The sequence below is a fragment of the Streptomyces tubercidicus genome (genome assembly GCF_027497495.1).
GTDB classification, from domain to species: Bacteria; Actinomycetota; Actinomycetes; order Streptomycetales; family Streptomycetaceae; genus Streptomyces; species Streptomyces tubercidicus.
On sequence record NZ_CP114205.1, the window covers coordinates 7,292,874 to 7,316,188 of the forward strand.

The window sequence follows — 23,315 nt, forward strand, 5'->3', positions numbered from 1 at the left end:
CGATGAGCCCGGCGATGTGGGAGGCGCTGCGTCCCGCTGCGTTCACGACGATGTTGACGTCGAGACAGCTGCCATCGAAGAGCGCAACTGTCCGGATGCTCCCGTCGGCACCGGTGCCGATGTCACAGACCGCGGTGCCGGACCGGTGCTCGGCGCCGGATGCAACAGCCTGGCCGACCAGGCGGCCGACGAGATGACGTCCGTGCACCCAGGCTTCGTCGGGGTAGAACGCGACGGGAACCTCATCGCCCGCGACGTTCAGGTCGAAGTAGGACTTGCGCGCGGTCTTGTTGCTGGCGTTGACCCACGAGAAAGACCAGTTGGTGACGCCTTCGCCCGGTTGGCCTGCGTCGATGAAGACCACCTCGGCACCGCGCCGGACCAGGTTCCAGCCCACGCTGGCTCCGAGGATGCCTACTCCGATGACAGCAACACGGTCAGGCCGCTTCACGGACCCGATCCTCATGAACGCTCCCTTCCCGGATCACGGGCGAGCTCAACTCCCGTTCCTAGCATGCAAGCATGCGGAACGGCGAGCGCTATGAGGCCAGCTCATTTCAGGCCCTAGGCGAGGGCGTAAGCCTCGTACCGGACGGTCTCGGCCGTGCGGGCGCCCGAGGCTACGGCCAGGGTGCGGTTGAGCCACCGGTAGCGTTCGTCGCCGGTTTCGAAGTGGCAGAAGAGGCGGAAGTAGTACTCGGCGGGGTCCACCGGCTTTCCTTCGGCCAATCTTTGCAGGACCTCGGGTGGGCCGTGGCGTACGCCGTTGGTGGAGAGGTAGAGATGTGCCCCGTCGTGGGTGCGCAGGGTGTAGCGGGTGTCGATGCTGGCCATGCCGTCGGGGTGTAGTACCTGCCAGTCCGCGCCGCCCGGGAGGATCACCCCGGACAGCCGTGGTCCCTCGAAGGTGCCGCCGACGATGTTGATCACCCGTCGCCGGCCCCAGTGTGAGTCGCCGAGGTCGAGGACCGGGTCCAGTGCCACCTCGAAGGTGGCCAGGCTTTCCAGCTTCATCGCACGCTCCAGGATGCGCGCTCGTTGAGCAGGGCCGGATCGAAGCCCGCGGTGCGCTTGTACGAAGCGGCGATCTCCGCTCGTTCCGCGAGCGGGACGACCTGTTCGATGTCGTCGAAGCCACCGGGGGCCCGCTGGTGGGCGAGCGTCATGACGATCTCGGGGCCCTGGCGCCGGTTGGCGAGTTGGAGCGCGGTCGTGGCCGGCCTGCGGAGGTCCTCGTACGTGGCGGTGGACCCGGTCGTGGCGAGCGAGTGGGCGAGCACCCGGGCGTCGATGACCGCCTGGGAGGCTCCGTTGGACCCGATGGGGTACATGGCATGCGCGGCGTCGCCCAGCAGGACAACGTCGTCCTTGGTCCAGTAGGGCAGGGGATCGCGGTCCACCATCGGGTACTCGAAGGCGGCCTCGGCTTCTGTGATGATCCCCGGCACGTCGAGCCAGTCGAACTTCCAGTCGGCGAAGTGTTCCACGATCGTTGCCAGGTCGGCGGGGCGATTCCAGTTTCCACGCTCAAGCGGTTCGTCGCCCAGCGGCCGCTCGGCGATCCAGTTGATCAGCCGGCCGTCCCCGACCGGGTACGCGACGAACTTCTGTGAGCCGTCCCCGGCCATGATCATGGTCCGGCCGGTCAGGAACGGTTCGGCGTAGGTCGTGCCCCGCCACAGTACGAGCCCGTTCCACGGTGGTGCCCCTTCGCCGGGGAAGAGCGCGGCCCTGACGGCCGAGTGGATCCCGTCGGCGCCGACGAGCAGGTCGGAATCGTGTCGCAGGCCGGTGATCCGGCTCCCGGTCCGGACCGCGTGCGCGCCGAGGCGCTCGCGGACGGCGTCCAGCAGCAGCATTTGCAGCCTGCCCCGGTGCACCGAGTACTGCGGCCATCGGTAGCCGGCGTCGAGCCCGCGCGGTTCGGACCAGATCGCCTGTCCGTACCGGTTGTAGTAGGCCAGCTCGGCGGTGGGGACGGCGATCGCGGCCAGCCGGTCCGCCAGCCCGAGCTCGGTCAACTCCCTTACCGCGTGCGGAAGGAGGTTGATCCCGACGCCGAGCGGACGGATCGCCTGGGCCGCCTCGTGTATGACGACGTCGTCGAATCCGGCCGCATGCAGGCTGAGTGCGGTGGCGAGCCCGCCGATACCGCCTCCAGCAATGGTGATCCGCATAGCACCCTCCGGCTCGTAGGAGATTGTTATGGCCGTAACAATCTCTTGCTGAAGCCGCCATGCGCAAGACTCTGTCCCGTGGAACGACCAGATCTCAGCTACGCCGCCTACGCGCGCGACCGGCTCGCCGGCATGCCGTCACCGGCCGACCCGGAAGCCTTCTCGCTCGCCTACCACCTGCTGCACCTCTCCTACCTGGTCATCGCCGACCTGGAGAGCCATATCCACCGCCCGCGCGGCTGGACGCTCCCGGGGTTCCGGCTGATGTTCAAACTGAAGCTGCTGGGCCCCACCCAGCCCGCCCGGCTTGCCGAAATCTCGGCGATGTCCCGCTCGGCGGTCACCAACGCCGTCAACACTCTCGAACGGGACGGTCTGGTCGAGCGCCGACCACTCCCCGACGACCGTCGCGCGATCGCCATCGCCCTCACCGCCGCGGGCGAGGACGCCGTCCAGGAGGCGTTCACCGAGCAGACCCGTCGCGAGCAGCAGTGGTTCGCCACCCTCGACACCGAGGAGCGAGCCACCTTCACCGACCTGCTCATCCGCGTCCTCAACGCGCGCCCTGAGGACGCGGGGTAGGGGCGTTGTCCGGTGGGCGGGCGCGGCGCCGACCCACCGGACAACACACCGCGTGGGCTCACCGCTCCAGGGTCAGGCGGCGGCCCGGCTGCGGAGTTTCGGGGGGCCTGGGCGCAGGGCGTTCTTGCGTTGACCGTAATGACGTCGAAGAAGTCGGGCCGTGGAGTTGAGGCGGTGGAACATGTCGTCGGCGCTGGTGACGTAGGGGGTGTCCACGCCGAGGCCGGCATCGAGGTCACCCTCTCCGGCCAGCGGATGGCCCGGTCGAAGGTGTCCAGCAGCATGTGCGCATCGCCTCGGCGGAGTCCACCACCGTGCCGTCGGCGTCCGAGATCACGGGGAGCCGGGCGCTCTGATCCGGTAGTTGGCGAAGACCTCGGCCTCTGCCTTGCGGCGCAGGGGGGCGAAAGCACGGGCATGGGAACCGGCCGGCGGTCGCGAAGTCGAACCGGCCCATGCCGGGGAAGAGTACGGCGGTCCGCGGCGCCCCGCCGGAGTCTCGCTCCAGGGTCGGCGCGGTGAGGGAGTCCCCGGCATGCGCTTCAGTCTGTCCCGTGGTCAGGAACACACCTTTTTGAGGGTTTTGACGTTGGTGACAGTCGACTTGACCCACACCGCCACCCGGCCGAAATCGCGCGCGGCCTCTGCTCGTGCCATGCCATATTGATGAGCCACCTGCCGTATCGCCTTGGCGGCGTCACGGTCCCGCACGCTCTTCGACAACTCGCGTAATTCCTTGCCCTTTTTCTCGTAGTCTTCGGCCTTCTTCGGATCCGGCACCAGATCGACGATCCGGAGTGCCTTCACACAGGCGGAAGCTTTGTCCTTGAAACCGGACGCCTTATCGGAATGCCCCTTCTCCGTGCATCCCGCGGTCAGCAGTGCCACTGCTAAAGCGAGGACAGGGATACGGGCCGCCCCCCTGGGCATATGAATCCTCCCCATGCCTTGTGCTGTGGTCGTCAACACCGTTGCGGATGACGGCCCGAGCGGCTTCAGCGTATCCGGTCCGCCGCTCGCCTGTCACCGATGTAAGGGGCAACGTGACGGGCAACGGGACAGCCGATGCATGGCGCAAATTAGGGGGTTCTCCGGTGCCGGATAGGGGGAGCTCCCGTGTGGATCTCGGCTCTACCTGGCAGTCGCAAGAGAAGTGGGATTTCGCGCGCTTCGAGTCGTGCAAGCAGCCCGGGTGCCCGCGAGCCATCGAGGCGTACGCAGCAGCCGTGAGCAGGGGAAATGGCCGCGCCGCTGGCACCGCTGAGCGTACGGCCGTTGGGCTGCCGCCGCGCCTGGCGCACACGGCGGCCGCGGCCGGTATTTCGCCGCCCGCCTTCCTTGCGACCCGTATCCACGCGCGGAAACTTCTCCGCTTCAGACCCGTGCACCGGGCAATTCACCGCGACCGTGACCGGAACCGCCCGCAGCACCCGCTGATCAGCCACCACCACCCCGCCCGTATCTCAGGGTTGCGCGATATCCCTTAGGGGACGGCTGGGGGTTGGAGTACCTGCCGGCGATTACAGATGAGTTCGCTATTGCCCGTCAGGTGTCTCGCGGCGCGGCAGATCACGGGCGAAGAAATGCCGCTGCATTACCCATATCGGGCGTCAATTCGGCGCCGGCTGAATAACCGGATAAATGCCCGTTGGGCAGCGTAAAGCCCCTGCTCATCTCGCCGGTCCCGGAGGGAAAGGGAGGCGCTATGAGGTGAATCGTCCGTGCGGGCGCGGCGGTATCCGTGCGGCGGGCCAGACGGCCGTCCCGGGCGCCTCCGGCGGCCCGTCGGGCGAGCGGGGGGTAGAGATAGCTCCACCCTTTCTTGGGACCTGGCTGGGATGTTCCAGGGCTTGTCTCCGGCCACCATGAAGCATGTTGAAGAGCCTCGTGGGGAGACCGAACCATGCGCGACACCGATGTGACCAGGCTGCATACGAGCCACCGAGCCACGGCCGGGGAGCTCACCGGCCACCCGCCGCACCCCGGTGCCGACCACCCCCGACAGGGCGCCCGGCAGCCTCGGGCCTGTGAGGTCTGACGTGACCCCTCCGACGCTCTTCCTGCGGGGCCCGCACCCCGCACAGCCCTTCGACTCTCAACTGGGGGAGACGTGAACCACTCGGCCGAGTCGCATTCCTCATCCATGACCGACGATCCGGAAAAGACCACCAAGGACGAGCCGAAGAAGGTCCCGGAGAATTTCCAGGACCAGCTGGCCTTCGCCTGGGATTACATCGGCGGGGTCTACGGCACGATCCTGACCATTCTGCCGGTCATCACCTACATCGTGGTCAACGCGCTGACCAGCATGTGGCCGGCGATCTGGGCCTCGATCGGCACCGCGGTCCTGGTGGGCATCTTCCAGCTGCTGCGCAAGGAGAAGCTGGCCGCCGCATTCGTCGGGCTCGGCACGGTACTCATCACCTCCGGCGTCGCCGTATTCGTCGGCGAGGCCAAGGGCTACTACCTGCTCGGCAACTGGATCACCGTCGGTATCGGCAGCATTCTGCTGCTGTCCGTCCTGGTGCGCCGGCCCCTGATCGGCCAGGTATGGGCGGCCGCCAATCTCCAGGGCACGTTTTGGCGCAAGGACCGGAAGTCGCTGTTCTACTACGACCTGGCCACGCTGCTCTGGTCCTTCCTGAGCTTCTCCCGGTTCGCGGTGGAGCGATGGCTCTACAACATGGACGAGACCACCTGGCTCGGCATCGCGCGGCTCGTCATGGGATGGCCGCTGACCTTCTTCGCCGTCATGACCAGCATTTGGGCCGTCCGCCGGGTGGATCAGCGGCGCAAACGCTACGACCCGAATTACAAGGACCCCAAGCAGAAAGCCGAATCCGAGGAGAGCGATTCGGCGGACATCGAGACCGCCAAGAGCCGCGGAGAATAGCGACGCCGAGCCCATCCAGCGGGATGGGCTCGGCGCCCCACAGTGAATACCCCTCCCCCGTGTGTGGCGACGGCTCGCGAACGTCGCCGACAGGGGTATGACACCGCCACTTCCGGTCCGCAAATAGTGGTTTCCGCGGCCGTGCCTTAGACGTCGTTTCTTTTGGTCGCGAGACCTAAGTCGATGGTCCGACGCGCTGGCCCGATGTGGTTCATCACGCGTGCTGGTCGGATAGCGGAATGAGCGATCTTGTCAACGAGCCAGGCCCAGCCGTCCGTCTGCGTTTGGCCGAGGAAAGGAACGTCTGGCTGTGCACCGTGCGTCCGGATGGCTCTGCGCACGTCACGCCCGTCTGGTTTGTCTACCAAAGCTCTCGGTGGTGGATTGGTTCGGATCTCAGCTCCGTCAAGGTCAGAAACATCCGCACGGAGCCCCGGGTGTCCCTGGCTTTGGAGGATGGCCGGTTCCCGGTGGTTGCCGAAGGAGACGCACTCCTGATTGGTGAGGGGTTCCCCCGCGAGATCGTGACCGCGTTCGAGCAGAAGTACGCATGGGATGTATCCGCTCCCACTCGCCCCGGAAGCAAGCGTGTGTTGCTGGAAGTGTGTATACGTCGGTGGCTGCTGGCTGGCACGGCCCAGTGACAGCGGCGACAAGAGTCAGCCTGAAGCGATGAGCCGACGGTGACAGATGAGGGCTGCGGCGATGCCGACGAAGGCGAGGAAGTGCTCGGCCTTGCATTCGTACCGGCGGTGCAGGCGGCGGCAGCCGGAGAGCCAGGAGACCGTCCTCTCCACGACCCAGCGGTGGCGGCCCAGTCGCATGGAGGACTCGATACCCTTGCGGGCGATGCGGTGGCGGATGCCTCTCTTGCGAAGCCAACGGTGCAGGTGGTCGTAGTCGTAACCTTTGTCGGCGTGGAGCTTGGCCGGGCGCCGGCGGCGCGGTCCGCGGCGGGAGCGGATGGGCGGGATCCCGCGCACGAGTGGTTTCAGGCCGAGGCTGTCGTGCAGGTTGGCGCCGGAGACGCCAAGAGACAGGGGCAGTCCGTTCCGGTCGGTGATCAGGTGGATTTTCGATCCGCTCTTGCCGCGGTCGGTCGGGTTCGGTCCGGTCAGGGGCCCCCTTTTGCCGCCCGGACGCTGACGGAGTCGATCGCGCACCGCGACCAGTCCAGTTCCCCTCGGGCACCGAGTTCGTCGAGGATGACCCGGTGGAGCCTGGCCCAGACCCGCTCCTGGCTCCACCGAGCGAACCGCCGGTAGACGGTGGGCCAGGCCGGCCCGAACACCGGCGGCAACTGCCGCCAGGTGCAGCCTGAGGTAGCCACAAAGATGATTGCCGCCAGGGTCTCGCGGTCACCTGCGCGCCGTCGCCCCCCGCCTTGCGGACGCCGCACCTCCGTCGGCGGGACCACCCGCCGGAACAGCACCCACAACTCGTCTGGCACCAACTGCTCAACCAGATCCGTCATGCACTGCCCAACGAACGGTCACACCAAAAGAAACGGCGTCTTGGCCCACCCACCCCCTGAAGGAGATTCAGGGGTACCTGCCCCACGACTTCGGCGCGTACTACATGAGCCCTGCCCTACCTGCCGCCGAACACAGCCCGCACCCGCTTGCCATTCACGATCACCACAACACCCGTCAGCAGAACTCCGCACACGCCCTGCTCAATCTTCAGCCACAGCGGAAACCCACCGGGCAGCGCGACGATGACCGCAATCGCCACGACCATGACGGCCGACGCCAGGCGCAGCCGGAGATAAGAACGGTTGTGGCCGCGAACCGTCCGGGCAACAAATGAGGCCATGAGCAAGGACGTCGCTACGACGATGATCGTGCGGACCCAGACGGCGTCGGTCACGATGTCGGGGCGGTCGCGCAGCAGGATGATCGCGACGAGCGTCAGTGCGCTGAGGCCGACATAGCAGCCGACGAGCAGCTTGGTGCTGCGGAACGCCCGCCGGATGTGTGGATGGCTCAGGCTTTCCCCGGAAACCCCGGCGGCGTGCGTCCTGCGGGTGTTCATGATGTCCCTTCCGCTCTGTCGTACCGCCGCTCTCGACGGCCGCCTCCAGGATCCGGCCCGCCCGCCGCCCGTTCATCGTTCACCGGAACGAAGCGCACGCCCGCCGACATCAGGGGCTTGCCGGGGCTGCCCCGTAATGGATCCGCACCGGTGCTCTCAGGGTGCGGCGAGAAGCTCCGGGGAAGGGGTGAGGCGGTAGGAGTTGCGGTGGGATTGCACCAGGCCGCCGGTGGGGGAAGGGAAGTGGGTGCCGAGCAGCAGGGTGCCGGTGTCGGCCAGGGAGGCGAGAAGGCGGTGCCGGGTAGCGGCGGCTTGGTGGGGATCGGTGTCGACGCAGCTGCCCATGGTGGGGTCGAGCATCTGCACGGGGTGATGGATGCAGTCGCCGGTGATCAGGGCGGTGGTCGTGCGGCCGCGAAGTTCGACGGCGAGGTGGCCGGGGGTGTGGCCGGGGGTGGGGATCAGGCGGATGCTCGGGGCGATGTCGGTGCCGTCTGCCGGGACATCGACGAGGTCGAGAAGGCCGGCGTCCTTGATGGGGTGGACGGAGTCCCGGAACATCTGCCGCCGGGCTTCGTCCATGTCGGCCGCCGCCCAGTGGTTCCACTCCGAGCGGGCCGTCACATAGCGGGCGTTGCGGAAGGTGGGCTTCCAGGTGTCGCCGTCGGCAGAGGTGTTCCATCCGACGTGGTCGGTGTGGAGGTGCGTGAGGATCACGAGGTCGATGGTCTGTGGCGGAAATCCGGCGGCTTCGAGATGTGCGAGGTAGTCGCTGTCGAGGTTGTTCCAGGCGGGGTTGGCACGCGTCTTGCCGTTGCCGATACCGGTATCGACGAGGACGCGCAGACCGTCCGCCGTGAAGGCGAAGCTGTGACTGCTCAGCCGCAGGGTGCCGGCTTCGTCAGCGAAGTCGGGCCGCAGCCAGGGGGCTTGGGCCACCACATCCGGGGTGGCCGTCGGTAGCAACCAGGGGCCGGTCTGTGGGGGCAGAGCCACCTCGTCGATGCGGTGGATGGTGAGGTCGCCCAGGTCCCAGGCCGGGGGAGTGCTGGGAGATGAGGGCAAGGGTGAGGAGGAGGGGGAGGAGGAGGGGGAGTTGGTCGGGTGGTTGCGCATCCAGGGTTTCCGTTCCTTCGCTTGGGCTTCTGAGCGGGCCGACGGTGATTGTGACGGGCCCTCAGCCGTAAACGCTATTTATTTGCTTTAGATGACGCTAGCCCCTATCGTCGGCTAAGGCAAATCTTTTGCGTTTGTCGAGGGTGGTCGCCGACCGCCGCTCCGCAACGCACCCTGCACGCATACGAAGAAAGGGACCCATGAGCGACGCCGAACTCACCGCCACGGAGGCCGCCCGATGGGCGCTCCGTGCCGGACTCCCGCTGGAGAGCGCGCGCCACGCCGAAGTGGCCGCCGCCGCCAACCACATCCACGCCGTGGTCCGCACCTTGCGTGAACTGGACTTCGGAGAGACGCAGCCCGCCACCCACACCGTCGAAGGGGACGCCCCCGATGTCTCACTGTGAACTGACCCTCGCCGAGGCGGCCGACGCCATGGCGAACCGGGAGCTGTCCCCGGTAGAGCTGACCGCTTCCGTGCTCGAACGCATCGAGGCCGTCGAAGGGCGGCTCGGGGCATACGTCGCCGTGGCGGGCGAAGCGGCGCAGGAGTCGGCCGCACGGGCGGAGCGCGAGATCGCGGCCGGCCGGTATCGGGGCCCGCTGCACGGCATCCCGTTCGGGCTGAAGGACCTCATCGATGTCGCCGGTCTGCCGACCACCGCCAGTTCCCGGGTACGGGAGGGCCATATCGCGCAGGCCGACAGCGCGGTGGCCAAGGGCCTGTCCGAGGCGGGTGCGGTCCTCCTGGGGAAGACGCATACGCACGAATTCGCCTACGGGCTGACGACGCCCCAGACGCGCAACGCCTGGGACCAGAGCCGCATCGCGGGCGGTTCGAGCGGTGGTTCCGCGGTCGCCGTGGCCGCCGGAGCTGCCACCTTCGCCCTGGGCACGGACACCGGTGGTTCCATCCGTGTACCGGCAGCGCTGAACGGAGTCGTCGGGTTGAAGCCGACCTACGGCCTCATCTCCCGGCAGGGTGTGACCTCGCTGTCCTGGTCCCTGGACCATGTCGGCCCGCTCACCCGCACGGTGCGGGACGCGGCGCTGGTGCTCTCCGCGTTGGCGGGCCATGACTCCGGGGCTCCGGCCGGGGGAGGTACGGCGCGGCGGCCCGGTTACCCGCTCTCCCAGGAAGGGGACTTGACGGGCCTGCGGATCGGAGTACCGGCCAACTACTACTTCGACCACGTCAGCCCCGCGGTCGAAATCGCTGTGCGACGTGCCCTCGCCCAGATGTCGGACCTCGGTGCCGAACTCGTCGAGATCGAGATTCCGATGGCCCGCTATGTTCAGGCGATCCAATGGGGCCTGATGGTCCCGGAGGCCACCGCTTACCACGAACGTACCCTGCGGTCGGTGCCCGAGCTGTACGCGCCGGACGTCCGGGTGCTGCTGGAGGCCGGGGAACTGATGTCGGCCGGTGACTATCTGCGGGCCCAGCGAGCCCGTACCCTCATGCGGCAGGCGTGGGGACGCGTGCTCGACCAGGTCGATGTGATCGCCGCGCCCACGGTGCCGATGACGGCAGCCGAGGCCGGTCAGGACACCGTGGAATGGCCGGACGGTACGACGGAGAGCGTCTCGGACGCCTATGTCCGCCTCTCCGCCCCCGCGAACATCACCGGAATCCCGGCGCTTTCCCTGCCGGTCGGCCGCGATCACGCGGGCCTGCCCATCGGCATGCAGCTGATGGGGCCGCCCAGGGGGGAAGCCCTGGTGCTGCGCACCGGCCATGCCTACGAATCGGTCCAGGAGCGGTGCGGTGGCCTGCCGGTCGTGACCGCCTGAAGAATCCGGCCGTGACCGCCTGAAGAATGCAGCCCCGGACTACGCAGCCCCGGACTGCGCAGCCGCGGACTACGGAGAGGGGCCCTGCTCCAGACGCAACGATTTTGCTTTAAGGTGGTGGCATGAGTCCCAAGGCCATGGCTCGCCCCGGAGGGCGCAGCGCCCGCGTGCAGGAGGCGGTGCACGCCGCGGTGCGGGAACTCGAAGCTGAGAAAGGCCGCGCCTCGCTGACCGTGCCGGCCGTCGCGGCCCGCGCGGGCGTCACCCCGTCGACGATCTACCGCCGCTGGGGCGATCTCCACGAGCTGCTGTCCGACGTGGCGGTCGAACGTCTGCGGCCCGAGGAGCCACCCGTCGATCACGGGAGCCTGCACACGGATCTGGAGTCCTGGGCCAGGCAGTTCCTCGATGAGATGGCCTCGCCGTCGGGACGCGCCTATATCCGCGATGCGCTCCTGGGCGACCCCGACGGCAGCAATGCCGGCCAGTGTTCGGCCTACGCCGCCGACCAGATCGAGGTCATCCTCGCGCGCGCGACGGGACGCGGCGAAGCCGCTCCCGACGTCGAAGCGGTCATGGACCATGTCGTGGCCCCGATGATGTACCGCATCCTGTTCCAGCCGGGCCGGCTCACCGCTTCGTATGCGGATCACCTCGTCCAAGCCGCTCTGACCGGCCCCTGAGCACCAGCACTTCACGAAGCGTCCCCGCACCGCATCGTGGGACTTTCGTTGATGTGCCTCGCGACGAAAGGTGGTGTCGTCGGCGAGTAGGGCTGCTTAACGTGGCTGCGTGACAGGTGTGGAAGGTATGGAGCGTACGAAGCGCGCTCGGCAGGTGTCCGCGGTGAGGATGCGCGCGGCGTTCCGGCGGCTGGCCGATCCGGGCAGGGCTCTCGTTGATCCCGGGATGTGGCCTCCGAAGCGCAGGGTGCTGGAAGTGCTGCTGAGCGTGGTGCCGGCAGCGATGGCGGCGGGGAACGAAGCCCTGCACGACGGCGGCGCGATACGGATCGCCGCCGTTGCGCTGGCTGCCGTCCTGCTGGTGCCGCTGCGCCGGGTGCTGCCCGGGACCGTACTGCTGGTGGCCGTCGCGGTCTCGGCGGTGTGGGGCAGTCTCGCTCTGCTGATCCCCGTTGCCAGCTGGTCCGCCGGGCGCCGGATCACCGGAGTCGGCAGGGCAACCGCCATCTTCGCCTTCACCTATTTCCTCAGCCTCGTCCTGGACTTTCTGGAGCTGCCCCGCGTCAGCCTCGGCCTGGACCTTCTGCGGGAGCTGTCCAACGCCGCCCCGGCGACCCTGGTTTTCGGCGCCCTGGCCACGGTGGTCGCGATCATCGTGCCCGGCCTCTCCGGCCGCTACTGGTCGCAGCGCCGCACCCTGCTCGACACCCTGCGGGAGTACAACGCCCAACTGCTGCGCGAGCGGGCGATGATCGCCAAACAGGCCCGGATGCGCGAACGTCAGCGCATCGCGCAGGACATGCACGACAGCCTCGGACATCAGCTCGCCCTCATCTCGGTGCACACCGGAGCGCTGGAGGTGGACCGTGAGCTGACCGGGCGGCAGCGGGAGGCCGTGGGGGTGCTGCGGGAGGCGTCGGTGGGTGCGATGCACGAGCTGCGCGAGGTGGTGGGGCTGCTGCGGGACGGCACCCACGCCCCCGTGGACGAAGCCCCTCCCTCACCTGCTGCCGCCGACACCCCCACCCCTGCCCTGGAGGCCATGGGGGAGGAGGACGCCAAGGCGCCGTCGCGCGGGGTGGCGGGTATTGAGCGCTTGGTGGCAGCCTCCCGGAGCGCGGGCACGGCCGTGGAGCTGCGGCGCACGGGCGAGGTGCGCCCGCTCGCCCCGACCACCGATCACGCGGCGTACCGGATAGCCCAGGAGGGCCTGACCAACGCCCATAAGCACGCGCCGGGCGCCTCGATCGCCATCGAACTGCGCTATGAACCGGACTCATTGGTCGTGGAGGTCGCGAACGGCCCCATGTCCGGGAGCGCCAACGACGGGCGGGGCGTGGTGAGCGGCGGTCAGGGGCTGACCGGGCTCGGGGAGCGGGCCCGGCTCGTCGGCGGCATGGTGCATGTGGGCGCGACGGCGGACGGCGGCTTCCGGCTGGCGGGGGTGCTGCCGTACGCCCCGCCGGAGGGCGGTGCCACCAGCCCCTCGACCAGCCCCTCCAGCGGCCACGAGACGGCGACGTTCGTTGATCCGGCAGGCGACCTTCGGCAGCAGATTCCGGCGGGCGCACTCGGCGAAGCTGATCTCGTCATCGACGGGAACGGTCTGCCGAAGGAGCTGGTCAAGGCCATCAGGACGCATAAGAGAAGCAGTGGCGTAGCCATCGGCTGCGGGGTGGCCGCGCTCCTCGCCCTGCTGGTGGCCGGCCCCGTGGTCGGAGGGTTCTTCCTCGCCAGCGAAGCGGATCGGGCCGTTATCGAGCCGAAGGAGTACAGGGCGATGAAGGTGGGCCAGTCCGAGGCCGAGGTGCGCAAGCGACTACCCAGCGGCTCCTCGTTCATAGCCGGAGACCTCGACAAGGGCGCAGCGCCCGTGCCCGAGGGGGCGCAGTGCCTCAGCCTGATGTCCTCGGAGACCAGCAGTAGCTGGGAGACGGACCCGGTCTTCCGATTCTGCTTCAAGGACGGGAAGTTGATCGAGAAGACGTCCTTCGAGGTCAAGACATAAGGGAGGAATGCTCGCCCTGAGGTCCGAGCGGGCGGTGTGATCGGGGATGATGGCGAGCGGCCGCAGCTATGACCGTTCAAGAGGGCGCAGGAGACTCGTGATCAAGGTTCTCGTCACGGATGACGAGCCGCTCATTCGGGCGGGTATCAGGATGATTCTCACCTCGGCCGACGACATCGACGTCGTCGCGGAGGCGGCGAACGGCCGCGAGGCGGTCGAACTGGCCCGCGCCCAGCGCGTGGACGTCGTACTGCTCGACATCCAGATGCCGGTGATGGACGGGCTGACGGCGCTGGCCGAACTCCGCCGCGCCGCCCCCGAGGCGCGGGTGCTGATCCTCACCACCTTCGGTGAGCAGCAGAACGTGCTGCGCGCCCTGGCGGAGGGCAGCGCGGGCTTTCTGCTCAAGGACTCGGCGCCCGCGGAACTCATGCGTGCGGTACGGGCCGCCGCGGCCGGAGACGCGTATCTGTCACCGGGCGCCACCCGCCATGTCGTGGACTCACTGGCATCCGGCCAGAGCGCGCGCCGTTCCGAGCAGGCGCGCCGCAGGCTGGAGAGCCTGTCGGACCGTGAGCTGGAGGTCCTGGCACTGCTGGGCGAGGGCCTGTCCAACGCGGACGCCGGCCAGCGGATCCATATGAGCGAGGCCACGGTCAAAACGTATGTGAGCCGCATCCTGGCCAAGCTGGGCTGCGAAAACCGGGTGCAGGCCGCACTCCTGGCCCGCGACGCCGGGCTGGGAACCTGAGACGGTGGCCGATGCGCACACCCGCGCTCTCGGGGTGTGCGCATCGGCCGCCTGTCATGTCAGGTATCTGTCAGGCATAGGTGTAGAACTTGGTGTGGTCCAGCAGGTCCGCCGGGGTGACGTCGTTCCATGGCTTCATCGTGTCGTTGAGGTCGACGACATTGGGGGTGTTGCCGGTCGGCAGATACCCCGACTTGGGGTGCAGCCGCTGCCAGTCGGCCCAGAGCTTGTCGATGAAGCAGTGGTGCAGCCAGAAGACCGGGTCGTTGGGCGAGGCGCCGGTGGTCATCTGCCCACCGACCCAGACATGCACCCGGTTGTGCAGGTTCGGACCGCGCCAGCCCTCGATGTTGTTGCGGAAGCCGTCGGAGGAGCTGTTCCAGGGGGCGGCGTCGTAGACCGGCATGGCGAGCACCTGGTCGACCTCGGCCCGGGTCGGCAGTTCGCGGACCCCGGTGCCGAGTGAGCGACGCAGGAACGTCCGGCCGTCCACCCGTATGTTCATCGGCCACTTGCCGCTGCCGAAGGCGAACGATCCCGAGGTCACCCGGCCGTCGCCGCTCCGCCCGTCGCCGCCGAGGAAATCGTCGGCCCAGAGGGAGCTGCGGGGGGTGCGGTCAACGGTCCAGTCCCAGTACGGGAGGGTGACCGAGGGCGTGATGCTTTGCAGGGCCTCTTCGAACTGGATCAGGAACCTGCGGTGCCAGGGGAGGAAGGACGGCGACCGGTGGCCGGTGCGCTCCCCGTTGTCGGTGTCGCCGATGATGAAGGCGTTATGGGTGTTGATGAACTCGTCGTAGCGGCCGCTGCTCTTGAGCTCCAGCACCGCATCGACGAAGTTCCGCTTCTCGGTGGCGGTGAGGTCCGCCTGGTTCTTCCGGACTGCCATGTCGAGGACTCCTCGGTGGGGGGACGGGCAGGGCGGGTCTCAGCCGGTGACGACGGGGACCAGTTCGGCGCCCTGAAGTTCACGAACGGCGGCGCGCGCCAAGGCGCGTGGCGTGGTGAACGTCTCGTAGTGGTTCACCAGGCTTATCCAGGTGCCGTCCGCGTTCCGCATCACATGGAGGTCGTCGTTGTCGATGCGGACGACGAAGTCCATCCCCTCGTGGGGACCGGCGGCCCCGCCGGTGTGGTGACCCCCGTGGCCGCCGTCCGGCGAGCCATCGTCGTCCGCCGGCCAGCCCTCGATATGACGGCCCTGGTAGACCTCATCGAACGGCTCCGGCATCTGGTGACCGGCTGAGTGCCCGTGCCCGGCTGAGTGCCCGTGCCCGGCTGAGTGCCCGTGGCCGTCGGCCGGGCGGCCGGCAGCGCTGGCGGGGAAGGCGGCCGGTGCGGCGAGCACCGCACCGGTCAGGGCTGCGGCGCTGCTGTACAGCACCTGGCGTCGGGTGAGACGCGACATGATCCACTCCTCTGTTCGTCTCGGCTCCTCCTCTGGGGCGGGCCCGCAGAGAAGAACGGTTCTTGGAGCCGGCGCGCCGACGGTCGGCCCGCGCCGCCACATGCTGACAGGGACGAACGGATCATCAAGTTGTCCCGGTGAGTGAGGCAACGAACGAGACAACACCCGGGCGGCAGTGGAGCATTCAACGGCGCCAATCGTGCTTGCGCCCCTCCACAGCCGACCGCGGAACCGGATATTCCGCGATCTCGGCCGCCCCTCGCCGTAGATCCTCCTTCCCCGCGATCGAAACCATGAGACCCCGCACGGCCGGAACTCGGCGCGAATGCAGGGGGCTTGGGGGAGGCGGGGTTTGCGGCGGCCTTCGCCGGTGTTGCCGTATCGGCAACGCCGTTGAGGGGAGGGTGAGTTCGTACGGTGTCCTCGTGCAGTGGTGCTGCTCACAGCCTGCGTGGCGTGCGGTCGGGTGCCCGTCGATCCGGGACAATGAGACCGATCCGGAACACTGAAACAGGTGATGACCTGGGGAAATGACCACTCCCTGACACGCTGTTCCGGAATGGCGAACGAACAGAGGATCAGGGTGGGGACGGAAATAGAGGAGTTCGCGCGGCTGCTGCGCCGGCTGAAGGATCGCTCCGGACGCAGTTATGGCGTCCTTGCCGGGCAGTTGCATATGAGCGTGTCCACGCTGCACCGGTACTGCAACGGGGATGCCGTGCCGATGGACTTCGCGCCCGCCGACCGTCTCGCCAGGCGGTGCGGGGCGACAGCGGACGAACTGGTGGAGCTGCACCGGCGCTGGATCCTCGCCGACGAGGCCCGTCGGCGCAGCCGCGCCGCAGGTTCCTCGGGGGGCACCGCGCCAGGCTCGGCTGCCTCGTCCGCCCCGACGCCCTCGTCCGCCTCGACCGAGCCGTCCGGCCCGGCCCCCTCGTCGACTGATGAGCCGCCCGCCTTGTCGCCCGACAAGCCGCCCGCCCCGTCGCCCGACAAGTCGGCCACCTCGTCGACCGACAAGCCGGCCACCTCACCAACGGAGCCGACCGACACAACCCCCGATCCGGCCCCAGATTTACCCTCCACCCCGCCCTCAGCCGACGAAGCCCCCGGCGAGGACGCGCCGGAAGTGCCCGCGGACCCGGTGGCAGTCAGACGCACCCCCGCCCGGCGCACCCGCCTCCGTATCGCCCTCGCGCTCAGCGCGGTGGCATGCCTCGCCATACCGGCCGCCCTGGCCGTCAACGACTCCAAGGGGAGCGATTCCCAGCGGAGGACGGCGGGCGGCGCCGACCGGGATCCGGGCGCCGCCAGGGCCGACGGTGGCAAGCCCACACGGCCGTCGGCGAGCCCTTCACCGGGCCGTAGCGCGGCGGACGGAGAGCCCACCCCCGGGGGAAAGGCGCGGCACAGCCCGCCCGGTCACGAGGGCCCCGACGGCTCCGGCGCGAGCCGGGCCCCGGAGGACGACCGTGACCGGGGAGGAACGGCTCCGCACGTGGGCATCAGCTCGTACAACTGGCAGCAGCCCTGTGGCGTCAACTTCCTCCTCCAGAAGTCTCCGGACCGTGTCCCGCCGCCGCCCCCACCACAGGACTCCCGCGGCTGGGCACGGGCCGAGGGCGGTATCGACGGTGGCCATCTGCGGCTCCAGCTCACCGCAACGGGCCGCACGGATGCCGCCGTTGTGCTGACCTCGCTGCACGTACGGATGGTGGGCAGGCATACCGCGCTGCCCTGGACCGCCTATTCGATGGGCGACGGCTGCGGCGGCGGTATCACCCCGCAGTCCTTCGACCTCGATCTGGACGACGCCCAGCCGCTGGCGAAGCCGGTGGCCGGAGAGGACGGCGACGTCGTGGTGCCCGCGAAGAACTTCCCGTTCAAGGTCTCCACCCAGGATCCGCAGGTCCTGAACCTCGATCTGCACACCGAGGGGCATGACGTCAGCTGGTATCTGGAGGTCGGCTGGAGCAGCGGCGGCCGGCGGGGAACGGTCCGGGTGGACGACGAGGGGAAGCCATTCCGGATGAGCGCGATCGAAGGCCGTAAGCACTATTACTACCAGCCGGATACCAACCACTGGGCTCCCAAGTGACCCGAATCCCCGGAGCAACCCGAGAGTCCCCGAGCAAGCCGAAAGTCCTGGGGGCCGCCCCGTAGTGTCCCCGTCAGCTCCCGAACAGGGAGATCAGCCCGTCGGCCAGCCCACCGCGCCAACAGGCGTAGTCGAGACCGCCGTTGAACTCCTGCGAGGTGACGGTGTGACCACAGCGGCGCAGCAGCTCATGGAGGGCCGGGCCCGACTCCGCCCCTGCTTCCTGCACGTCCTGCCGGGCGACATCGAGGTGTATACGGGCCTGGCACCGGTGGGCCGGGGCGAACCACTGCGACGGCCAGCGAGGCTCGCCACGGCCGGCCCCGGGGGGAGCAGGGGATTGGGCCAAGGCGCCGCCAAACCGCTCGGGCCGGCGCAGACAGGCGTGCAGCGCCGCCGTGCCGCCCAGATGCTGCCCGGCCACGACGGTGCGTCGCGGCTCCGCGGTGACCGGCCAGCGGGCCGCAGCCCAGGACATCAGGTCGTCGGCGAGGAAATCGGCGTAGGCATCGTGGGTATCGCGCTCCTGCCACCAGCCGCTGGGGCCGGCCGCATCGGGCGCGAGCACCAACAGCGGCGGAATCCTCCCTTCGGCGAGGAGCGCGTCGAGCGTATGGGCCAGGCCGAGTGCGCCGAACCACCGCTCCCCGTCCGGCAGTACGAGAACATCCAGGGGGCCGCCCGCAGTGCCGGACGGCGGCCCGTACACCCAGGTGGTGTGCTGGTCGCCGAGGGTGGCTCCGGGACTGCGGTGGCACTGCACCGCGCCGCGGGGGATATCCGGCCGGGGCTCTCGCCAGGGTTGCGCCGGGGATAACGGCAGCTCGTAGAGCGAACTGCCGGCCGATCCCGCACTGTCCGGCAGCAGTGTCCGGTTGTGCGGGTCGGGCATCGCGTGGAGGGCCAGCCCCCGCAAACGGGCGCGCCGCGGTCCCTCCGCGCTGGGCAGCGGGCCGGGTGAGATATCGGCGACCAGCCGATAGGAGCCCCGGTGGTCGGCCCGCAGGCGATGGGTCAGATACCAGATCTCGGTGCCGGGCAAGGGGGCGAGGAGGGAACCGGCGAGGTCGTCGGGGTCGGTGAGCCCGTTGGCGAGCAGCAGAACCTGGCGGGTGGCCCGATGGCCGCGCCAGAGGAAGGTCACCGCCCGGTGGTCGGGATCGTCGTCGAGCGGCTCGATGAGCGGAGTGCCGTCCCGCTCCACCCCAGCCCAGAACTCGGCTTCCAGCAAGCTGTGTTCGGCCGTCCCGGCCTGTTCGAGCCGCTGGGCGAACCGGCCGAGGCGAGGACTGGCGACGGTGTACGGCACGGGCTCGGAGGCGTCCGCAGGCGCCGTGACGGCGAAGGAGGCAGCGCGGCTCACCTGACTGCCCTCCGCGTGCACTGCGGCTCACCGGACTGCGGACCGGCCGTCGGCCGGAGCATGGTCCCGGTGGCGGTGGCCGGGTATCCCGGGGTGGTTCGGAGGGAGGGGCGGAGGGCAGATCGATACGTCATGTGGGGAAGGGCATTTCTGATCGGAAGGGATGGTGAGTGAGCGCTGAGCGCTCGGTTCGGGGCGGTGCCGTCAGGGCCGTCAGCGCCCGAGCGGGAACCGATGCAGCGCGTCCTGGCCCTCGGGACACCCTGCCCTCATCAACTTAGCTTAGGCTTACCTAACATGCACCCGGGATTCGGCCCCCAGAGCTCGACGGGGCGCCCCCCCCGGGTTCCCTGAACGCCGCCTCCCCGCCCGGCAGTTCGCCCACGACTGATCCACGACTGATCCACGACTGATCCACGCCTGGTTTCGCCATGTTCGGTCACGAACCCTTGTGCTCGTTTCTGTTCTACACAACACTCTCGATGCACAGAAACACGCACTACTGAACATGTCGAGTCGTGGGCGACGACCATCGGTCGAGTCGAGGAGTGCACATATGACGCCAGTCAGCCGACGTAGATTCCTGAGTGCAGCCATGGTGGGGGCCGCGTCCATGGGGGTCGCCATGGGCGGCAGCCGGACGGCCCTCGCGCAGGCCGAGGACCCGAGGGGACTGACCATCCGTGGCAATGAATTCCTGCTGGACGGCAAGCCGTTCCGGATCCTCGCGGGCGCCTTCCACTACTTCAGAACGCACCCCAAGGACTGGCGCGACCGGCTGACGCGCATGCGGGCCATGGGCCTGAACACGGTGGAAACCTATGTCGCCTGGAATTTCCACCAACCGTACGAGAGAAAAGCCGACTTCACCGGGTGGCGCGATGTCGCCGCCTTCGTGCGACTCGCGGACGAGGTCGGGCTGAAGGTGATCGTGCGACCGGGACCGTATATCTGCGCGGAATGGGACTTCGGCGGCCTGCCGGCCTGGCTCCTCAAGGACAAGGACGCGCCGCTACGCCGTTCCGACCCCGCTTTCGAGCGAGCGGTGGACGCCTGGTTCGCCGAACTCCTGCCCCGGTTCGTCGATCTGCAGGCCACCCGCGGCGGGCCCATCATCGCCATGCAGGTCGAGAACGAATACGGCAGCTACGGCGACGACCACGCGTATCTGGAACATCTGCGGGACAGCATGCGGGCACAGGGCATCGACAGCCTGCTGTTCTGCTCCAACGGAGCCAGCCAGGACGCGCTGAAGGCCGGCAGCCTTCCCGATCTCCTCTCCACCGTCAACTTCGCCGGCGACCCCACCGGTCCCTTCGCCGAGCTGCGCGCATTCCAGCCGGAAGGTCCCCTCTTCTGCACGGAATTCTGGGACGGCTGGTTCGACCACTGGGGAGAGCCGCACCACACCACCGACCCGGCACAGACCGCCACCGACGTGGCGAAGATGCTCGAAGCGGGAGCGTCGATCAATTTCTATATGGCGGTGGGCGGCACGAACTTCGGCTGGTCCGCGGGCGCCAACCTGACCGGTAGCGCCTATCAGCCCACCATCACCAGCTACGACTACGACGCCCCGATCAGTGAATCCGGCGAACTCACCGAGAAGTTCCACAAAGTGCGCGAGGTGCTCGCCGAATACACCACGCTGCCGAATACGCCGCTGCCCGCCACCCCACCGCGCCTGCCGGCCCAGCGGGTCGCCGTCCAGGAGTCGGCGCCCTTCATGGGAGCCCTCGATGCGCTGAGCACTCCGGTGCGGCGCACCACCCCCGTCCACATGGAGGCCCTCGGGCAGCCCCACGGCCTGATCCACTACCGCACCCGGGTGCGCGGGCCGCAGGAGACCAAGAGGCTGCGGCTCACGGGGCTGGGCGACCGTGCGCTGGTCTTCAGCGACGGCAAACGGATCGGCACCTTCGACCGCAACCAGCCGGACTACTCCGTCGACTTCACCGTGCCCGGCGCCTCCAGCACCCTTGACCTGTTGGTGGACCCCACCGGCCGGGTCAACTTCGGCCACGAATTCAACGACCCCAAGGGAATCAGCGGTGCGGTCCTCCTCAACGACGAAGAAGTACACGACTGGGAAATCCGCCGACTCCCGCTGGACAACCTCTCAGCCCTGAAATTCACCAGCGAACACACACCGACCGGCCCTGCCTTCCACCGCGCCCGGGTCCATATAGCCACCCCTGCGGACGGTTTCCTCGCCTTCCCCGGCTGGGACAAGGGCATGGTCTGGCTCAACGGCTTCGCGCTCGGCCGGTACTGGTCCCTCGGTCCGCAGATCACCCTGTACGCACCACGTCATCTGTGGCGAAAGGGCCGGAACGAGCTCATCGTCCTGGAAATGGAACGAACGGGATCCGATATCGAAATACGCTCCACACCCGACATCGGATAGACAGCGCCTGCCCCATCACGAGCCCCGAATATCGAGCCCCGACGGACCGGTTCCGCCGGGGCTCGCGGCGTCACTGAGCCGGTTTGTGCTCCTCGGCGTAGCGGGCCAGCCCTTCCGCCATGCCCTGCATGAACTTCTGGAGGTAGCGCGGCATGTACCAGCCCATCAGCCAGCTCGTCTCGTAGGTGCCGTGCCAGTGAATGACCGTGCCCGACCCCGCTGTCGGCGTCAGCTCGATGCGCGCGTGATAGCTGTGCATCGGCGTATTGAACGCGTCTTCGTAGGCCAAGAGGCGTCGCTCGACCTTCTCCGTCAGCCGCTCACCGGTCACGGTGCGTCCCGTCCGGAAAGCCCGGACGGCACCGACGCCGTCGTCGCCGCCGGGGTCGAGGCCGACCGATCGTGCCCTGTCCAGACTGTCCACCTTGGACCACAGCGGCCAGCTTGCGGCGTCGACCAGCAGCTTCCAGACGGTCTCCGGCGAGGCGCCGGTAGTCACGGTGACGTCGTATCGGTGCATGGTGAAGGGCTCCTGTGAGTGGATGCGGGTGGCGTACCCGGCGAGGAAAACGTGGTTGACGCGGTAGCGGACGGCCACGTGGCTCGGTTCACGAGGTGCCGTGATCACGTGTTCCCGACCATGGAGAAGGTGCGTCAGCTGTCGCGGGCGGGCGTCGGCCGCCCTGTCAGGCGGTGCGGCGGATGAGGAGGACGTGGTCGGTGACCTCGGCGGTGCGCCCGTCGGGTCCGGTCGCGATCCGGCGGGGTGCGTCGGCCCGCTCGACCCGCCATGTCTGCGGGGGCAGGTCGATATCCGCGGCGACTTCCCGCGGGCTCGGGTAGCGGATGTCGGGATCCTGGTTCCAGGACCAGGGCGCGGCCGAGCCGTGGTCGACGACCAGGAGTCGTCCGCCTGGGCGCAGGGCGAGCGCGGCCGAGCGCAGGACGGTTGCCCGGTCCAGGTCGAAGGGGGTGTGCAGGTAGTGGGCGCAGACCAGATCAAACCCGCCAGGCGGGAAGGAGGTGTGCAAGTCGGCTCGCTCGGTGGTGACGTGGTCGTCCAGGCCGTGTGAGCGGGCGAGGGCGGCGAGCCGCTCGACCGCCACTGCCGAGATGTCGACGGCGGTGACGTGCCACCCCTGGCGGGCGAGCCACAGTGCGTCGCCGCCGTCGCCGCATCCGAGGTCCAACGCGTCACCGGGCGGCAGGCCGGTCACCGTCTCGGTGAGGCGGGCATTCGGCCGCGGGCCGCCGGCTTCAGGTCGGGCCGCGTAGACGCCGTCCCAGAACGCGACCGCATCGGTGGTGCTCATCGAGGCTCCTTGTGTCGGTGGTGTGCACTCAGTCTTGCCAGGCATCTCACGACCTGGCACGGAATCTTGCGGTTACGGCAAGATGGCCCGATGGAGCGCAAGTTGGACGACGACGTGCTTGACGCGGTGGGGCCGCGCCTTCGTGCGCTGCGCCGTGCCCGCGGCATCACCCTCGCCGACCTCGCGGCGACGACCGGCGTGTCGGAGAGCACGCTGTCCCGGCTGGAGAACGGGCAGCGCCGGCCGAGCCTGGAGTTGCTGCTGCCGCTGGCCCGTACCTATGACGTGCCGTTGGACGACCTCGTCGGCGCCCCGCGCACCGGCGACCCCCGGATACACCTCAAGCCGATCCGGCGGTTCGGGATGACGTTCCTGCCGCTGTCCCGGCAACCGGGCGGGGTGCACGCGTTCAAGATGATCATCCCCGCCGTGCCGGAACCACTCGAACCGACCCCACAGACCCACGAAGGCTTCGAATGGCTCTATGTGCTCAACGGACGCCTGCGGCTCGTGACCGGTGAGCGCGATCTGACGCTGCCGCCTGGTGAGGCAGCCGAGTTCGACACCTCCTTGCCCCACTGGCTGGGCAGCGCCGACGGCGGCGTGGTGGAGCTACTCATCCTGTTCGGCCTGCAAGGGGTGCGTGCGCACCTACGCACCGACCCTCATTGACCGCCGCAGGCCGGGG

Annotated in this window: 23 protein-coding genes and 1 pseudogene; 12 read left to right on the plus strand and 12 right to left on the minus strand. The window is 68.6% G+C overall.

Annotated features, from left to right (window positions below; all coding sequences use genetic code 11):
• Positions 1-328: 328 nt before the first annotated feature.
• The 3 genes and pseudogenes from STRTU_RS36005 to STRTU_RS31885 all read right to left on the minus strand — a co-directional run.
• Positions 329-466, minus strand: a pseudogene (locus tag STRTU_RS36005) (FAD-dependent oxidoreductase); the annotation flags it as partial.
• Positions 467-564: 98 nt separating this feature from the next.
• On the minus strand, positions 565-1,014 hold the full coding sequence (locus tag STRTU_RS31880; RefSeq protein WP_159748558.1) for a DUF3237 domain-containing protein: 450 nt from the start codon (positions 1,012-1,014) through the stop codon (positions 565-567).
• Positions 1,011-2,177, minus strand: coding sequence for a flavin-dependent oxidoreductase (locus tag STRTU_RS31885; protein WP_159748559.1), 1,167 nt, complete (start codon positions 2,175-2,177; stop codon positions 1,011-1,013). The genes STRTU_RS31880 and STRTU_RS31885 overlap by 4 nt, the downstream gene beginning before the upstream one ends.
• Before the next feature lie 78 nt (positions 2,178-2,255).
• On the opposite strand from STRTU_RS31885, the gene STRTU_RS31890 reads away from it, so the two are divergent.
• Positions 2,256-2,759 carry a MarR family winged helix-turn-helix transcriptional regulator gene (locus STRTU_RS31890; protein ID WP_246241554.1) on the plus strand — a complete coding sequence of 168 codons (504 nt, stop codon included), beginning with the start codon at positions 2,256-2,258 and terminating at the stop codon, positions 2,757-2,759.
• Positions 2,760-3,317: 558 nt separating this feature from the next.
• Here the strand turns inward: STRTU_RS31890 and STRTU_RS31895 are convergent.
• Positions 3,318-3,647 (minus strand): hypothetical protein, encoded by a 330-nt coding sequence (locus tag STRTU_RS31895; protein WP_159748560.1) that lies wholly within the window; start codon positions 3,645-3,647, stop codon positions 3,318-3,320.
• Between the two features lie 1,015 nt (positions 3,648-4,662).
• Between STRTU_RS31895 and STRTU_RS31900 the strand changes: the two genes are divergently transcribed.
• From STRTU_RS31900 to STRTU_RS31910, 3 genes are all read left to right on the plus strand, one after another.
• On the plus strand, positions 4,663-4,797 hold the full coding sequence (locus STRTU_RS31900) for a hypothetical protein (protein ID WP_269777412.1): 135 nt from the start codon (positions 4,663-4,665) through the stop codon (positions 4,795-4,797).
• A 105-nt stretch (positions 4,798-4,902) separates the two neighbouring features.
• A complete protein-coding gene (locus STRTU_RS31905) occupies positions 4,903-5,652 on the plus strand; it encodes a DUF3159 domain-containing protein (protein ID WP_159748561.1) in 750 nt (249 codons plus the stop codon).
• A gap of 239 nt (positions 5,653-5,891) precedes the next feature.
• Positions 5,892-6,296: a pyridoxamine 5'-phosphate oxidase family protein gene (locus tag STRTU_RS31910; protein WP_159748562.1), complete on the plus strand. Its 405-nt coding sequence runs from the start codon at positions 5,892-5,894 to the stop codon at positions 6,294-6,296.
• A 15-nt stretch (positions 6,297-6,311) separates the two neighbouring features.
• Here STRTU_RS31910 and STRTU_RS31915 read toward each other — a convergent pair.
• The 3 genes from STRTU_RS31915 to STRTU_RS31925 form a co-directional block, all read right to left on the minus strand.
• Positions 6,312-7,117 (minus strand): IS5 family transposase gene (locus tag STRTU_RS31915; RefSeq protein ID WP_371873711.1). Its coding sequence is split into 2 segments (ribosomal slippage): positions 6,312-6,776 and positions 6,779-7,117, totalling 804 coding nucleotides; the frame shifts between segments, so codons are not numbered across the junction.
• 125 nt (positions 7,118-7,242) lie between these two features.
• Positions 7,243-7,686: a hypothetical protein gene (locus STRTU_RS31920; protein ID WP_159748564.1), complete on the minus strand. Its 444-nt coding sequence runs from the start codon at positions 7,684-7,686 to the stop codon at positions 7,243-7,245.
• Positions 7,687-7,842: 156 nt separating this feature from the next.
• A complete protein-coding gene (locus tag STRTU_RS31925; protein WP_159748565.1) occupies positions 7,843-8,802 on the minus strand; it encodes an MBL fold metallo-hydrolase in 960 nt (319 codons plus the stop codon).
• A 200-nt stretch (positions 8,803-9,002) separates the two neighbouring features.
• Here STRTU_RS31925 and STRTU_RS31930 point away from each other — a divergent pair, with 200 nt between their 5' ends.
• The 5 genes from STRTU_RS31930 to STRTU_RS31950 all read left to right on the plus strand — a co-directional run bounded on the left by STRTU_RS31930 (position 9,003) and on the right by STRTU_RS31950 (position 14,038).
• A complete protein-coding gene (locus STRTU_RS31930; protein ID WP_159748566.1) occupies positions 9,003-9,209 on the plus strand; it encodes a hypothetical protein in 207 nt (68 codons plus the stop codon).
• Entirely contained in the window at positions 9,196-10,596 is a 1,401-nt protein-coding gene (locus STRTU_RS31935) for an amidase (protein ID WP_159748567.1), read from the plus strand. Before STRTU_RS31930 ends, STRTU_RS31935 begins: the two co-directional genes overlap by 14 nt.
• A 122-nt stretch (positions 10,597-10,718) precedes the next feature.
• Positions 10,719-11,279, plus strand: coding sequence for a TetR/AcrR family transcriptional regulator (locus STRTU_RS31940; protein WP_159748568.1), 561 nt, complete (start codon positions 10,719-10,721; stop codon positions 11,277-11,279).
• A gap of 226 nt (positions 11,280-11,505) precedes the next feature.
• Positions 11,506-13,287: a sensor histidine kinase gene (locus STRTU_RS31945; RefSeq protein ID WP_159749797.1), complete on the plus strand. Its 1,782-nt coding sequence runs from the start codon at positions 11,506-11,508 to the stop codon at positions 13,285-13,287.
• Between the two features lie 97 nt (positions 13,288-13,384).
• On the plus strand, positions 13,385-14,038 hold the full coding sequence (locus STRTU_RS31950; protein ID WP_159748569.1) for a response regulator transcription factor: 654 nt from the start codon (positions 13,385-13,387) through the stop codon (positions 14,036-14,038).
• A 70-nt stretch (positions 14,039-14,108) separates the two neighbouring features.
• Here STRTU_RS31950 and melC2 read toward each other — a convergent pair whose 3' ends face one another.
• Both melC2 and melC1 read right to left on the minus strand, forming a co-directional pair.
• Positions 14,109-14,927, minus strand: coding sequence for a tyrosinase MelC2 (gene melC2 / locus STRTU_RS31955; protein ID WP_159748570.1), 819 nt, complete (start codon positions 14,925-14,927; stop codon positions 14,109-14,111).
• 39 nt (positions 14,928-14,966) lie between these two features.
• Complete coding sequence (melC1, locus tag STRTU_RS31960) at positions 14,967-15,446, minus strand: apotyrosinase chaperone MelC1 (protein WP_159748571.1); 480 nt, start codon at positions 15,444-15,446, stop codon at positions 14,967-14,969.
• A gap of 559 nt (positions 15,447-16,005) precedes the next feature.
• Here melC1 and STRTU_RS31965 point away from each other — a divergent pair.
• A complete protein-coding gene (locus STRTU_RS31965; protein ID WP_159748572.1) occupies positions 16,006-17,544 on the plus strand; it encodes a transcriptional regulator in 1,539 nt (512 codons plus the stop codon).
• Positions 17,545-17,617: 73 nt separating this feature from the next.
• Here STRTU_RS31965 and STRTU_RS31970 read toward each other — a convergent pair whose 3' ends face one another.
• Positions 17,618-18,907 (minus strand): enterochelin esterase domain-containing protein, encoded by a 1,290-nt coding sequence (locus STRTU_RS31970; RefSeq protein ID WP_246241557.1) that lies wholly within the window; start codon positions 18,905-18,907, stop codon positions 17,618-17,620.
• Positions 18,908-19,502: 595 nt separating this feature from the next.
• Here STRTU_RS31970 and STRTU_RS31975 point away from each other — a divergent pair.
• Positions 19,503-21,314, plus strand: a complete 1,812-nt coding sequence (locus STRTU_RS31975; RefSeq protein WP_218039347.1) for a glycoside hydrolase family 35 protein — start codon at positions 19,503-19,505, stop codon at positions 21,312-21,314.
• A 70-nt stretch (positions 21,315-21,384) separates the two neighbouring features.
• Here STRTU_RS31975 and STRTU_RS31980 read toward each other — a convergent pair whose 3' ends face one another.
• Positions 21,385-21,942, minus strand: coding sequence for an SRPBCC family protein (locus tag STRTU_RS31980; RefSeq protein ID WP_269777413.1), 558 nt, complete (start codon positions 21,940-21,942; stop codon positions 21,385-21,387).
• A 58-nt stretch (positions 21,943-22,000) separates the two neighbouring features.
• A complete protein-coding gene (locus tag STRTU_RS31985) occupies positions 22,001-22,627 on the minus strand; it encodes a class I SAM-dependent methyltransferase (RefSeq protein WP_159748574.1) in 627 nt (208 codons plus the stop codon).
• Positions 22,628-22,717: 90 nt separating this feature from the next.
• On the opposite strand from STRTU_RS31985, the gene STRTU_RS31990 reads away from it, so the two are divergent.
• Positions 22,718-23,299, plus strand: coding sequence for a helix-turn-helix domain-containing protein (locus tag STRTU_RS31990; protein WP_159748575.1), 582 nt, complete (start codon positions 22,718-22,720; stop codon positions 23,297-23,299).
• The last annotated feature ends 16 nt before the right edge of the window (positions 23,300-23,315 follow it).